General features: G+C 41.1%; 13 protein-coding genes. 3 read left to right on the top strand and 10 right to left on the bottom strand.

Features of this window, described 5'->3' with window-relative positions; translation table 11 throughout:
• On the top strand, nucleotides 1-1,317 hold a 1,317-nt coding region (gene lptD, locus ABWK04_02065), incomplete at its 5' end, for an LPS assembly protein LptD (GenBank protein ID MEZ0360673.1).
• Here the strand turns inward: lptD and rpe are convergent.
• The 6 genes from rpe to ilvE are packed head-to-tail and all read right to left on the bottom strand — an operon-like array spanning nucleotide 1,295 to nucleotide 6,928.
• Nucleotides 1,295-1,963, bottom strand: a complete 669-nt coding sequence (gene rpe, locus ABWK04_02060; protein MEZ0360672.1) for a ribulose-phosphate 3-epimerase — start codon at nucleotides 1,961-1,963, stop codon at nucleotides 1,295-1,297. The genes lptD and rpe overlap by 23 nt on opposite strands.
• A 22-nt stretch (nucleotides 1,964-1,985) precedes the next feature.
• Entirely contained in the window at nucleotides 1,986-3,854 is a 1,869-nt protein-coding gene (locus tag ABWK04_02055; protein MEZ0360671.1) for a DUF87 domain-containing protein, read from the bottom strand.
• Between the two features lie 3 nt (nucleotides 3,855-3,857).
• The gene (locus ABWK04_02050) at nucleotides 3,858-4,343 is read right to left on the bottom strand and encodes a GNAT family N-acetyltransferase (protein ID MEZ0360670.1); all 486 of its coding nucleotides are present in this window, start codon (nucleotides 4,341-4,343) and stop codon (nucleotides 3,858-3,860) included.
• Complete coding sequence (gene lolA, locus ABWK04_02045) at nucleotides 4,340-4,942, bottom strand: outer membrane lipoprotein chaperone LolA (protein ID MEZ0360669.1); 603 nt, start codon at nucleotides 4,940-4,942, stop codon at nucleotides 4,340-4,342. The genes ABWK04_02050 and lolA overlap by 4 nt, the downstream gene beginning before the upstream one ends.
• Entirely contained in the window at nucleotides 4,939-6,021 is a 1,083-nt protein-coding gene (locus ABWK04_02040; protein ID MEZ0360668.1) for a M28 family peptidase, read from the bottom strand. Before ABWK04_02040 ends, lolA begins: the two co-directional genes overlap by 4 nt.
• Nucleotides 6,011-6,928 (bottom strand): branched-chain-amino-acid transaminase, encoded by a 918-nt coding sequence (gene ilvE / locus ABWK04_02035; GenBank protein ID MEZ0360667.1) that lies wholly within the window; start codon nucleotides 6,926-6,928, stop codon nucleotides 6,011-6,013. Before ilvE ends, ABWK04_02040 begins: the two co-directional genes overlap by 11 nt.
• 46 nt (nucleotides 6,929-6,974) lie before the next feature.
• Here ilvE and ABWK04_02030 point away from each other — a divergent pair, with 46 nt between their 5' ends.
• Nucleotides 6,975-8,141, top strand: a complete 1,167-nt coding sequence (locus ABWK04_02030; GenBank protein ID MEZ0360666.1) for a type II secretion system F family protein — start codon at nucleotides 6,975-6,977, stop codon at nucleotides 8,139-8,141.
• The gene (locus tag ABWK04_02025; protein ID MEZ0360665.1) at nucleotides 8,141-9,049 is read left to right on the top strand and encodes a GNAT family N-acetyltransferase; all 909 of its coding nucleotides are present in this window, start codon (nucleotides 8,141-8,143) and stop codon (nucleotides 9,047-9,049) included. Before ABWK04_02030 ends, ABWK04_02025 begins: the two co-directional genes overlap by 1 nt.
• Here ABWK04_02025 and dprA read toward each other — a convergent pair.
• The 4 genes from dprA to ABWK04_02005 all read right to left on the bottom strand — a co-directional run.
• Nucleotides 9,046-10,065: a DNA-processing protein DprA gene (dprA, locus tag ABWK04_02020; GenBank protein MEZ0360664.1), complete on the bottom strand. Its 1,020-nt coding sequence runs from the start codon at nucleotides 10,063-10,065 to the stop codon at nucleotides 9,046-9,048. The two genes, ABWK04_02025 and dprA, sit on opposite strands and share 4 nt — an antisense overlap.
• Nucleotides 10,058-10,834, bottom strand: a complete 777-nt coding sequence (gene moaC / locus ABWK04_02015) for a cyclic pyranopterin monophosphate synthase MoaC (GenBank protein MEZ0360663.1) — start codon at nucleotides 10,832-10,834, stop codon at nucleotides 10,058-10,060. Before moaC ends, dprA begins: the two co-directional genes overlap by 8 nt.
• An 8-nt stretch (nucleotides 10,835-10,842) precedes the next feature.
• The gene (gene thiD, locus ABWK04_02010) at nucleotides 10,843-11,634 is read right to left on the bottom strand and encodes a bifunctional hydroxymethylpyrimidine kinase/phosphomethylpyrimidine kinase (protein ID MEZ0360662.1); all 792 of its coding nucleotides are present in this window, start codon (nucleotides 11,632-11,634) and stop codon (nucleotides 10,843-10,845) included.
• A gap of 2 nt (nucleotides 11,635-11,636) precedes the next feature.
• Nucleotides 11,637-12,456 (bottom strand): BamA/TamA family outer membrane protein (locus tag ABWK04_02005; GenBank protein MEZ0360661.1); only part of this gene is annotated, 820 nt, incomplete at its 5' end.

The following is a 12,456-nucleotide window of genomic DNA, read 5'->3' as shown; positions in this document are numbered from 1 at the left end:
AGTATTTACAAAGAGCCTACACCTCCCGGCAAGTGGTGGGAAGGTAGAGATATGACCACTTTCAGGGAAAACAGATACAGATTGAAGTTTGATCTGAGTTTAGGTAGTTTTAAAGCGGGGGTGGATACCTTATCTGATCCTTACTTTCTTCAAGATGTTTATCTGCATACAAAAGACAGGACTGTACCTTATCTGACATCCTACATCTCTTATGTAAAAGAAAGTGACAAGTTTCTATTTACAGTTAATGCGAGGGAATTTTACGATACAACATCACCCAATAACAAACAAACTCTTCAAAGACTACCGGAGATAGGTCTCTATTACAAAGATACCCAAATTTTCAAGAACCTGTACTTCAACGCTACCTTAGGTTACACAAATTTTTACAGAGATACAGGACCAAGAGCCGGTAGAATGATCCTTTTTCCAGAATTTGCTCTGCCTGTAAATCTTCTCGGTAGAACCTTTTACTCTACTCTTACCTTTGAAAACGGTCTTTACCTGAATTCCAACTCCACTGGTATGGATAAAAGCTTTTCTACATTTCACTTTGTTGAGCGACTCCCTCTATTTTTTGACAAAAGGTGGGGGAAGCTTGATCTTAAGAACGTGTTTGAAGTATTTTACAGTTATAGACCAAAGAGTTACAACAACCCGAGGTTTGATAACTTTGACAGTATAGACAAAGAGAACCAAGTGAAGTTTTCTTTCAGAAACTATACCTTTTACAGCGGAAGACTCTTACTCAGCTGGTATCTGGAGGGGGGATATAGTTTCTTGGGAAGCTTTACCTACGCACCTTATCAGTATATCCTGTCCCTTCCCTTTAGTGGGCAACCCAACCTCGCATTTACAAAAAATGTTGTGAATAAAAATTTAATGCCTTTGAGAAGCATAGTATCCTTTTCTCCTTTACCCTTTATGAGCATAAACAGTGACATATTGTACGATCCAAACAATTCCAGATTTCTCAATAACACGAGCTATATGAACCTAAATTTTAAAAACTCAAATCTTACCTTAGGTTACGTGCAATCAAAGGATTTTTTAGGCAATAGATTGACAGATCAGACCCTTATATCTGCTAACTCCCTTTATAAGCACATGAATGTGAATCTGGGGCTTATACACGATAACAGGATAAACAAGGACCTTTTGAGACAGGTAAGGTTAGATTACACGGGTGCATGCTGGAGCCTGGGGCTTTTATTGAGGGACACATACGACGGCAACAGGAAAAAATACATAAAGGAGGTTTTCTTAGCCTTTAATGTGTTTGATCTGCAAAGATTCATACTGCCTCTAAAGAGATGAGTTTTTTCTTTATCCTTCTTGTTTGTTCCTCAACATCCTCATATGAGAATATGCCAGAGCCTATAACAAAAACATCGGCACCTGCTCTCACCAGATCCGACACGTTATCCTCCTTTATACCACCATCAATTTCTATAAGTATGTTCGGATTTATGCTATTTACCATCTGTCTGAGCTTTCTCAATCTGTCTAAGGATCTTTCAATAAATTTCTGTCCTCCAAAGCCTGGATTTACGGACATTAAAAGGACAAAGTCCGCATAATACAGCGCCTCCTCTATTACATACAAAGATGTACCTGGATTTATCACCACGCCAGCTTTTGCCCCGAGACCCTTTATAAGCTGTAGCGTTCGGTGTATGTGGGGGTTGTTCTCAATATGGACGCTGATCCAGTCAGCTCCTGCTTTTACAAACTCGGGAATGTATTTATCCGCATTTTCTATCATGAGGTGGGCGTCAAGAGGTAAGTGACAGTGTCTTTTTATGCTCTCTAAAAGCACGGGACCGAAGGTTATGTTGGGAACGAAGTGTCCGTCCATAACATCAAAATGTATAATATCAGCACCTCCTCTAACTATGGCTTCCACTTGCTCACCCAATCTCCAAAAATCGGCAGAAAGTATGGAAGGGGCTAACAGCTTCATAAAGCGGTATTTTATATCATTTTTAAAGCTCTATGTTTACGAGCATACCAAAAGGAACAGCCAGACCACTTAAAAAAAGTGTACCAGGTCTTAACGACGGTAGTACCCTTAAAAGTTCCATATCTGATTCACCAAAAAACACGGAGACCGCATCCAGGTCGTTTTTTGTTATAAGCCTGAATACAGCCTGAGTGTTTAACTGAGACAGTACATACTTGCTTATGTTGGCAGGTCTTTGTGTTACAGCTATAAGACCTACTCCGAACTTTCTGCCTTCCAGGGCTATTCTCTTGGTCATAGTGTATGAGAGGTTTTCTCTACCGAAAGGGATTTCCAAAGCTCCTCTCTCCGGCGCAAAGTTGTGAGCCTCTTCGAGGACTATAATTCTCCTTTTACCGTCAAGCCTTGAAAGTATAAAGATCTCTTTCATAAGCAGTCCCACAAGATTTATCCTCGCGTCAAGGTTTAGCACTTCTTTAAGATCGTATATGACTATATCTTTATTAGAGCTTAAGCCATCGCGAAGCATAAAATAAACATCCCTCTGATTCTTCACAGAATCCTCTCCGAAATCACGTTTCAGCACTGTAAGAAAGTCTTCCACTTCTCCCTTCAGAGACTGCGGTGCGGATAATTTGAGAAGTTCCTCAAGGCTTCTCTCTTTGTAGCCTATGAGTTCAAGATCCGGCTTTAAAAACTTTCTGAGGCTCATAAAGAGAGATCTTTCGTCAGCTGTCTTTTCTCCTATACCAACACCGTAAGATCTCAGAAGGTCTTTTATATCATCAGCGTGAATGGGGAAGAGAGTATAAGGTATCTTTACGTGCTGTAGCCTTTCCTTATCCACATTGAGTCTTTCGTAATACTCTCCAAAGACGTCAATGATAAAGAGTTTGATATCATCGTTTTTCAGATGTTCTATGAGTCTTCTTACAAAGGTCGTTTTTCCTGCACCCGTAGTGCCTATGACCGCCATATGCATACTGGATACCTTCGCAACATCAAGATAAACATCCAGTTCTGTATTCAACATCCTCCCTACGTAAACCTTCTTATCCATAGGGTAGCCCGATAGGTTCACACTCATGACTGCTTGCATGTCCGGATCTTCTCCTTGAACCTTGAGAAGTTGTGTGCCTACCTTGAGCGGTTTGAGAGGTACTCCGAAATAGCTTTCCTTTTCTTCTCCCCTAATCTTCTTATATTCGCACAGTACCTTAATTTCTCCCAGCTTTATATCACCTATTTCGTTGGTGTAAGCTTTTACAAAAGCTACTGTCCAATCCCTATCTATAACCTTTCCCAAAAGTGCGCTCTCATCAAAACTTACCGTCTTTACTGATATCAACTTGCAAAGCATAATACCCCTTTCGGTGGGAGTTTTAAGAAAACACTGTTCAGGAAGATCTTCAAGGAGTAAGGCGTGCGATGATGTGGAGTTTTCGGAATAAACAACTACCGCAACTGTATGCGGATCTATCTTTTCTGATTCTCCCTTTAATGTCTCATAAAGCTCAAAAATTTCTTTAAGCTTGTCCGGATCGGTCAGCTCGATGACAGCTTCAAAGTTCCCCTCTCGCGTACCAGAATAAGTGAGGTTAGCAGATCCAACGAAGACTTTTTTATCATCAATTATCATAAATTTGGCGTGAAGCCTTCGGTTTAAGTATACGCTTCCTCCCACATCTCTGATAGCTCTGAAAACTCTGAAATCCGTAATATCCATATCCTTCCTTTCCCCAACCCTTACAAAAACTTCCACTTTCACACCTTTTTTTACACTTCTGAGTAAGTCTTCAAGGATGTCACCCCTTATCCATGCGGATACTATCTTGACACTTTCTTGAGCTGACATCACCGCTTTTCTCAGTTTCTCCAAAAGCTCCCCCATAGGTTAATTATCCAGCTTTTTTGTCATTCTTATCCAGTAATTGAACTTGTCTCTGCTCTCAAAACCAAGAGATCTGTAAAAATTTATGGCCTCGTAGTTCTCTTCACCTACCCAAAGTTCAGCCGTATCAAGCCCTCTACCTTTGAAGTACTCCATTACCTTTTCCATAAGAGCCTTTCCCACCCCTTTACTTCTATATTCTGGATGTATGACAAGCTCATGGATCGCACCTACCACTTTTCCCTCCCTCTTACTAAACCAGTTTCCGTCACTCGCAACGAATCCTATGATTTTCCCTCTATGCTTTGCCACGAATATACCAGCAATATCCCTCCTGAATAGCCAGTTAAGATAAGCTACGACATCATCCATGTGAGTGTAAGAGTATTCTTCAAGACCTTTATATCCTTCCAAATAGATCTGTGCAAGCTGTTGTATGTCTTTCTCAGAAGCTTTTTCTATGGATAGTTCTAAAGCTTGCTTCTTCATAGCCTGTTTACCTTAACACCTGTAGGTAGCTTGATTCTGAAAAGATCTTCTGATGGAGAAAAGTTCTTGTTTATGCTTAAAAACTCTACGGTAGTAGTCGTTCCATCTTTATCCTCAACTTTCACACTTCTTATGTTGAGTTCATCGTCAAGCTCCACGTAAATCCTGTAAAAATTGTCATCTCTAATTTTGGGCTTTAGAACAAGTGTGGTATTTGCTTCTTTTTTGATCTCTCCTACCTGATCAAAAACATCGCTCAACGGCTTTGAGAGAAGGAAAAGGGCTTCAACAACCGCCGATCTGTTATTTTCTACCCTATCCATGATCGCGCTTTTTTCCTTAGGATAATAAACGAGTATATCATTACCGTCGGATACTATGGTCATGCGCTCTGGCTGTTCATACTCTATTCTGAACTTACCACCTCTCTGTGCGTAGAAGAAACCCTTAGACACATCCGGCTTTGGATACCAGGAGTAAGACACCTTTTGAATGAAAGAGACTTTGAGGGTCTTTATTCCCTCAAGTTTTTTTTCCAGAAGGTGAAGAGTCTGACCCCAGGATAGGAAGGGTATAATGATCAAGATCATATATATCATAATTTGTGAAACCTCCTCAAAAAGGATAAGATAAGCTCGTACCACATACGGACAATATCCCAGTTTACCGCATCCAAGTTGTCGTATAAGGTGTGCCTTATGGTGAATGGGTTGGAACTCAAAAATAAGGTTTGCAGTCCTGCCTTTTTGAAGGGTATGTGATCGCTCTTCGCTCTGTGTGAGCATCTAAAATCCACAGATACTTTCATATCCTGAATGTGCCTCGCAAACATATCCATCAGCTTATCTCCGTTGTAACCTTCCGCGTCTTTGTATATGACTGCAGGATGGTACCAACCGACCGCATCCACATTTATGCAATGGTAAGCGTACTTTACACCCATACCAATGTGGAATTTTGAACCTTCAAGACCCAGCTCTTCGGCATCCGTCAAAAGAAATCTTACCCTGTATGGAAGATTGTAGTTTTTTCTAAGTTCATCCGCTATAAACAAAAGCAGAAGAAAGCCTATCCCGTTATCTATAGCTCCAAACACACCGGGTTTTGTGTCCGTGTGTGCAACTAAGTACACTATAGGTCCTCTACCTATCTCAAAGAGTATGTTGCTACAGAGAACCTTTTCCTTTTTGGTTTCCACTGTGATCCTTACGTAAGCATCCTCTATGCGCTCTATAGCTTCCTTCTTGACATTCACAACCGGGAAATCTCCTTCACTTACAATACCGTAATAGTGAGTGTTCAAGGTTTCCATATAGGTTATTACAGCCTTTGCTCCATTATCTTTAGCCTGAGGAATTTTTATCGCTTCCTCACTAACCTTTACCAGGGCAATATCTCCTTTTATGATATCTCTTTTGGCGTACCCTTCATACCTCCCGCTCGGACTTCCTATATACGGCACGCAAGGAATAGTCAGGTTATTTACCTCAATACTTGCCTTTACCGGAAAGAGCTTCTCTACGTGGAAAAATTCTTCCGAATACTTTATACCCCTTTCTCCAAGAAATCTCTTTATTCTTTTCTTGGTAAGAACACTTCCCTCACTTCCAGACAATCTATTCACTTTTAAAAGCTCATCAGCTACCTTCTGAAACTCCTCAAAAGTTTCACTTTTCATAAACGGGCGTCAGCCAGACTTTGTATCTTTCTATGTTTCCTCTCACAGCATTAAAGTAAATTTCCTGAAGCTCTTTGGTTATACTTCCCACATTTCCGTTACCCACTTTTCTGTTGTCCACTTCCACTATGGGAGTTACTTCAGCCGCTGTGCCTGTCATAAAAAGCTCATCCGCGGTGTAGAGCTCACTTCTGGCAATAGGTCTTTCCTCAACTTCCATAACAAGCTCCTGTTTCAAGAGTCTTATTACTGCGCTCCTTGTGATACCTTCAAGGATATGTTCCGAGTAAGAGGGGGTTATAGCCTTCCTGCCTCTTATGAGAAAAACATTTTCACCCGAACCTTCTGCAACAAAACCGTGCTGATTTAACATTATAGCTTCGTCGTATCCTGCAAGAAGTGCCTCCGTTTTGGCAAGAGCGCTGTTAACGTAAGCTCCGGCAACCTTCCATCTTGAAGGTATGGCATTATCGTCATTTCTCCTCCATGAGGATACCTTTACCCTTATACCCTTTGATGTATCTAAGTATCTTCCGAAGTTGTAAGTGTATATGGCGATATCCGGGGTAAATCCCAAAAGCTTGGGAGTTAGGGCGAGATCCTTAAAGTAAGCTATGGGTCTTATGTAAACATCCCACCGTATCTCGCTTCTTCTCAGTATCTCTTTTGTGATTTCTACAAGATCTTCTACCGAATAAGGAAGATCCATAAACATGGCTTTGGCGTTTTTAAGGAGTCTAATATAGTGTTCCCTTGCGAAGAGTATGTAAAGCTGTTGTTCCTTCTCGTTCCAGTAAGCTCTTATACCTTCGAAAACCGCAGTTCCGTAATGAAAGGAGTTTGTCTTTATGTTTATGTTTGCCTCCTCTACCGGTAATATCTTTCCTTCAAAAAAGGCGTATTCCATAAGGCTTTATTATATCACTCTTAAGCGGTATAATATTCAAGAAAGCATGGTTTTCTCTTACAGAGGCATTTATAACGGAAGTCTCGTGGAAGGTCTTTTGGAGGCTGATACTAAATCGGAAGCGGTATCAAAGCTAAAAGCTCAGGGCGTTAAAGTGCTAAGCTTGAAGGAAGTAAGTCTGAAAGAATCACGTAGAGATGCCAAATTTCTTCAAAGGTTTACCTCAAACTTGCTTCAGCTACTTAGATCTGGTCTTACAGTAGACAAATCCATAATCTTCATAGCCGAAAGGGAAAAGAAATATCATGAAAAGCTCCTGAAAGTCTATGACGAAATCAGAGCCGGAAGCACACTCAGTATGGCTCTCCGCCTGTCAAACCTATTTCCTGACTTTTATATACAGATGGTGAGATCGGCAGAAGAGAGCGGAAGCTTAGAAGAAACCCTCAGTCTAATACTTGATTTTATAAGGGAAGAGAATGAACTTAAAAGTAGCGTAGTTACCGCTATGATGTATCCATCCTTCGTTTTTGGAGTTTCACTGTTTTCCCTACTGATCATTTCCTCGTACGTGGTTCCCAAGTTCAAGCTCGTTTTCCAAAGTACTGATGTGAAGCTTCCACTTCTCACAAAAATAATGTTTTTCTTCACTGATATAATAAATTACCTGATAGTAGGTGCGATCTTTCTCCTCCTTTTACTTTTTGTTTATATAAGATACGCGTTGAGAAACCGAAACCAGAGATTAAAGCTTGAAAGTTTTCTATACAAATTTCCTCTCTTGGGAAAACTTCTCTTGAACACTGAACTTATAAGAACTTTTCAAACTCTCTATACCTTGGTGAAAGGTGGTGTAACGCTCAACCACGCCCTTGACCTTGCAGGCAATGTACCTGCCACACTCAAAATGAGGGATGCGTTAATGGCTGTGCGTAACGATGTGGTGAAAGGATCTTCACTTTCAAAAGCTATGAAACTGCATCGCATATTTCCCGATATGGTAACGGAGATAGTTGCGGTAGGTGAGCATACTGGTGAATTAGCAGGAGCATTTTATCAAATATACACAACGTACAACGAAGAATTTAAAACTTTGGTAAGGAGGTTCATAAGCCTTCTTGAGCCTGCCATAATACTGATAATGGGTTTGGTAGTTGGGATGATAGTCTTCTCTATGATATTGGCGGTATTTAGCCTCTCGGAGGGACTCTGATGGAGATAAGACCCTACATGGAAGGTGACGAAGAAGGTATACGGGAACTTTTCCGAACGGTTTTTGGAAAGGAAATGAGCAAAGAGCTGTGGCAGTGGAAATACAAGGCGCACGGTTTGGGAACCATGGTTTACGTCGCCGAAGATAAAGGGAGAATAATTGCCCACTACGGCGCTGTCCCAAGAAGATGTCTCTTTTTCGGAAAGGAAGTCATCTCCGCGGTAATATCTGACAGCATGGTTCACCCAAATTACAGGGGACTTTTTAAAAAGGAGGGAGTATTTGCAAAACTCGTAAAGGAGTTCATAAACAATTATTTACCGATAGAGGGAAAAAGGGTTATATATTTCGGATATGGGTTTCCCATGCAAAGGGCAAGGCTTGTAGCCTTAAGGCTTGGAATATACGAAGATGTTGAGAGCGCTACGGAGCTTTTAATAAAGCGAGGAGATATGAGGTTTTACGAAAGGTTGGAAGAGGTGAAAGATCCATCCTTGGCAAATTTTCTGTGGAACGGTATGAAAGACCGAAAGTTCATACTCAATGTGAGGAATAGAACCGTTTTAGAATGGAGATCTAACATGCCGGGTGCCGATTTTTCCTTTTTTATGTATGGTTCTCTTTTTACGCCTAAGGCTCTTTTGCTTTTGAGAAGGGATACGGATCCTCCAAAACTTTACGACTATGTAGGAAGATTAAAATATATGGGGAGAGCTTTGTCATCTCTTGCCAAGCGGGTAGGTGCTTTTACCTTAAGGATTCCACCTTGGACAAGACAACTTCTAAAGGATGTAGATTTTGAGGAGTTGCCTGCAGAGACTTATTTGGTAGCTAACAAGCTTACAGGACCCAGGGCGCAAGAGATAAAGGGGAGGTTCTTCTACATGTACGGTGATGAAGATACTTAGGTAAGCCTGTAGTAAGCTCCTAATCTTTTTATCTTACCGCTTAGTTCATACGTCGTAAGCTTAGCGCTTAGCTCTCTTGCATCAAGCCCGGAAAGGAGGATAAGTTCTTCAAAAGTTTTTGGACTCACAAGCAAACTTAAAAACTCATCTTCTTCTTTTCCGAAAGGATTAAATTCTCCGAGAGTCTCTTTCACATCCCTAAAAAATTTTGCCTTCCCCTCGTTAAGGAGTTTCACGCAACCATCCCACCTGTTGCTTTTTCCCACACCTATGTGAACATATACAGGTCTTTTCTGTTTATTGGCGTACTCTGCCGTAATGAGTGCACCGCTCTTTATCCCTGCCTCCACTATAAAAACTGATTTTGATACACCACTTATTATTCTATTTCTTCTTGGGAAGGTAAAGGCATTAGGATTCTCCTCTGGTAGAAATTCAGAGATCAAAGCTCCATTTTTCACCACAAGGTTTTCAAGTTCCTTAGGTGAACGGAGAATACCCATACCAAGTACGCAAAGTGTGTATCCACCAAATTCCGCACAGTATTTGTGAGACAGCATATCTATGCCTTTTGCACCACCGGAAACGATTCCAAAGGAAAGTTCCACAAGCTGTTTTACCACGTCTTTCGTGAAACTCACGCTGTAGTATTCAGGTCTTCTAGTACCTATAACAGCCACAAGAGGGTGGGATTTTAAACTTCCCCGACAAAACAGAATTGGAGGCGGGTCTTCTATTTCTCTCAAAAGTTCGGGGTATTCTTTATCCGAAAAGCTAAGACACAAAATACCTTCTCGCTCCACGCTGTAGAGAACCTTTTCAGGATCAAAGGAAAGCTCTCGCTTTTTTAGCTTTTGAGATCTTTCTTGCCCTATAACTTGTGCAAGCTCTTGAATATCCAATTCAAGGATCAGTTTGGGATCTCTGTATTTTAAGTAGAGCCTCTTTATGCTTTTTTCTCCCAAACCTTTTATAGCTTTCAAAAGTAGCCAGCTGTAAATATCGCCACTATTCATCTACCCAAGCCCCAAGAAGATGCGAGAAGTTTTCAAAGAAGGCTGATATTACTTCTTTTGAAGGTTCAAGCCATATTACGGTACGTCCCTTTTCATCTTTACCTAAAAGCGCTCCCTTCCTCACGCGAGAAGGTAACAAACTAAAAAGCGTTTGATTTACGACGGTGTTTAGCGCATAAAACTCCTCTTTCAAGCTAACTTCGTATGTAGATATAAGAAGGTGACAAACTTGACCCTCATCAGTTGTGATCAAGCGCTCAGGATCTAAATTTTTGAGATAATTAGCGATAAGGTCGAAAAACTCTCTTTGCACCAACACAAGCACACTTTTACCTTTTAGCATTTTTTCCCACTGGGACTTGCCACCGGATTTTTCTAAGAGCTTTACCTCTTCTATGATCATACTATCGTCAAGCCCTTTACACATATCGTATATGGTGAGCAAGGAAGCCATCACTGCGGTAAGAGCTTCCATTTCATAACCCGTCCTCTCTATTCCTTTTACAAAGGAATAGACTTCTATAAGATCTTCTTTTACTTGAAGTTCCATCTGTGCATGCTGAAAAATTAAGGGATGACAGAAAGGTAAAAGCTCATGTGTCTTTTTTGCTCCCGTAATGCCTGCGAGCTTACAGGCTTGCAATACATCTCCTTTTGGGATCTTTCCTTCCAAAATAGCTTTTACTGTCTGAGGTTTTAGTCTTATCCTGCCGTATGCCTTAGCTGTTCTGAGAGTTAGGGGTTTTGAACTTACATCTACCGTACGCATGGTAAAAATTATAAGTTGTAAAACATCCACATGTGATTTAGAGGACCATACCCTTGTCCCAGAGAAAGGCTATGCTCTATAGCTCCTTGTATGTACTCCTTAGCTTTTTTAACGGCTTGCAGAGGATCTTCGCCTTTTGCTAAAAAAGCCGCTATAGCCGATGAAAAGGTACAGCCTGTACCATGCGTATTTTTTGTGGGAACACCCCTTCCCTCCAAATAGTAAAAGTTTTCCCCATCATAAAAAACGTCGGTTTTTTTATCGCCTTCAAGATGTCCTCCTTTGACAACTACGTAGTCTGCGCCGAGAGAGTGTATAACTTTACATGCTTTCTCCATATCCTTCAGAGTCTTTACCTCAAAACCGCACATATCTTGAGCTTCAGAAAGGTTAGGGGTTACGATAGTCGCCAAAGGTATAAGCTCCTCCATTAACGCTTTTTTCGCTGTGTATTTTAGTAAAGGATCTTTGGATTTGGCTCTCATTACGGGATCTACAACGAGCGGTTTTAAGTTGAGTTCCTTTACAGCTTTCGCAACCACTCGCACTATGTCCTCAGAAGATAACATCCCAGTCTTTATAGCATCAACTCCTATATCTTCAACAACTACCTTTATCTGTCTGTAAACCATTGAAGGTGGAAGGTCGTAAATCTCAAAAACACCAACGGTATTTTGAGCGGTGATTGAAGTTATGGCGCTCATGCCATAAACACCTAAAGCTGTGAAAGTTTTTATATCAGCCTGTATACCTGCACCTCCCCCACTATCTGATCCTGCGATGGTTAATACTCTTGGTATCATCAGAAGAAAACTCCTAACACAAAGTGAAGCTTGGTTCTTGAAGTATCTCCAGGTACTTTCTTTGTCTTGAAAGCCCAGTCAAGTTTTATGGGTGCGAAAGGTGTAATGAACCTTATACCTACACCAAAGCCACTGCGGAAATTTTGCGGTTTAAAGTCTTTCCAGCTGTTTGCACCTAAGCCTGTATCGTAAAAAACTGCACCATAAAGAATATTCTTGTATATAGGGTAGTTTAGCTCTGCGGAGAGTATAAGCTCTCTGTTGGCTCCTATAGGGTCATGAGTATTTGGATCCAAAGGTCCCGCATACCCGTACTTGTAACCTCTTATAGTAAAATCACCACCTACAAAAAAGCGCTCATCAAGGGGAACAGTTTTTCCACCGTAAGGCTCTGCCATACCCACAACACCTTTTAGAGATAATATAAGTCCAGTATCAAAAAGGGTATCCTTCATAAACATTTGGTGGGATAAGGTAACCTTATTAAACCTTTCCGTACCTCCAAGCACAGGTACAGCAACGGAGTAGGAAAGTTCCGTAAGAGCGCCCTTTGTAGGAAACAAGTAGTTGTCTCTAGTATCCCTAGTTATTCCAAAAAGTATTTTCCTTGATTGTCTCGTTCCAGCCTCTTGTTGTATGGCTACAGATGCATCAGGGGATATGTTTGAGTATCTTACTTTCTGGAAGCTAAAACCACCGCTCACTCTCCAGAATTCCGCAAGTTCTCTGGAAAGTATGAGATCAAGCCCGGTCCTTGATACCGTGTAGGTAGTGTAGTCTATGCGCCTGTCATAGATAGAACCTGTAAGGTCCATAGGC

The organism is Hydrogenobacter sp. (genome assembly GCA_041287335.1).
GTDB lineage: Bacteria > Aquificota > Aquificia > Aquificales > Aquificaceae > Hydrogenobacter.
The sequence above is the reverse complement of the archived record's forward strand: the minus strand, read 5'-3'. Positions and strand labels throughout refer to the sequence as shown.

Excerpts from the sequence above, each read along its gene's own strand:
- ABWK04_02030 (MEZ0360666.1), top strand. The coding sequence starts at position 6,975 with ATGGTTTTCTCTTACAGAGGCATTTATAACGGAAGTCTCGTGGAAGGT.
- moaC (MEZ0360663.1), bottom strand. The coding sequence starts at position 10,834 with ATGCGTACGGTAGATGTAAGTTCAAAACCCCTAACTCTCAGAACAGCT.
- lolA (MEZ0360669.1), bottom strand. The coding sequence starts at position 4,942 with ATGATATATATGATCTTGATCATTATACCCTTCCTATCCTGGGGTCAG.
- ABWK04_02050 (MEZ0360670.1), bottom strand. The coding sequence starts at position 4,343 with ATGAAGAAGCAAGCTTTAGAACTATCCATAGAAAAAGCTTCTGAGAAA.
- ilvE (MEZ0360667.1), bottom strand. The coding sequence starts at position 6,928 with ATGGAATACGCCTTTTTTGAAGGAAAGATATTACCGGTAGAGGAGGCA.
- rpe (MEZ0360672.1), bottom strand. The coding sequence starts at position 1,963 with ATGAAGCTGTTAGCCCCTTCCATACTTTCTGCCGATTTTTGGAGATTG.
- ABWK04_02040 (MEZ0360668.1), bottom strand. The coding sequence starts at position 6,021 with ATGAAAAGTGAAACTTTTGAGGAGTTTCAGAAGGTAGCTGATGAGCTT.
- ABWK04_02055 (MEZ0360671.1), bottom strand. The coding sequence starts at position 3,854 with ATGGGGGAGCTTTTGGAGAAACTGAGAAAAGCGGTGATGTCAGCTCAA.
- ABWK04_02025 (MEZ0360665.1), top strand. The coding sequence starts at position 8,141 with ATGGAGATAAGACCCTACATGGAAGGTGACGAAGAAGGTATACGGGAA.
- dprA (MEZ0360664.1), bottom strand. The coding sequence starts at position 10,065 with ATGAATAGTGGCGATATTTACAGCTGGCTACTTTTGAAAGCTATAAAA.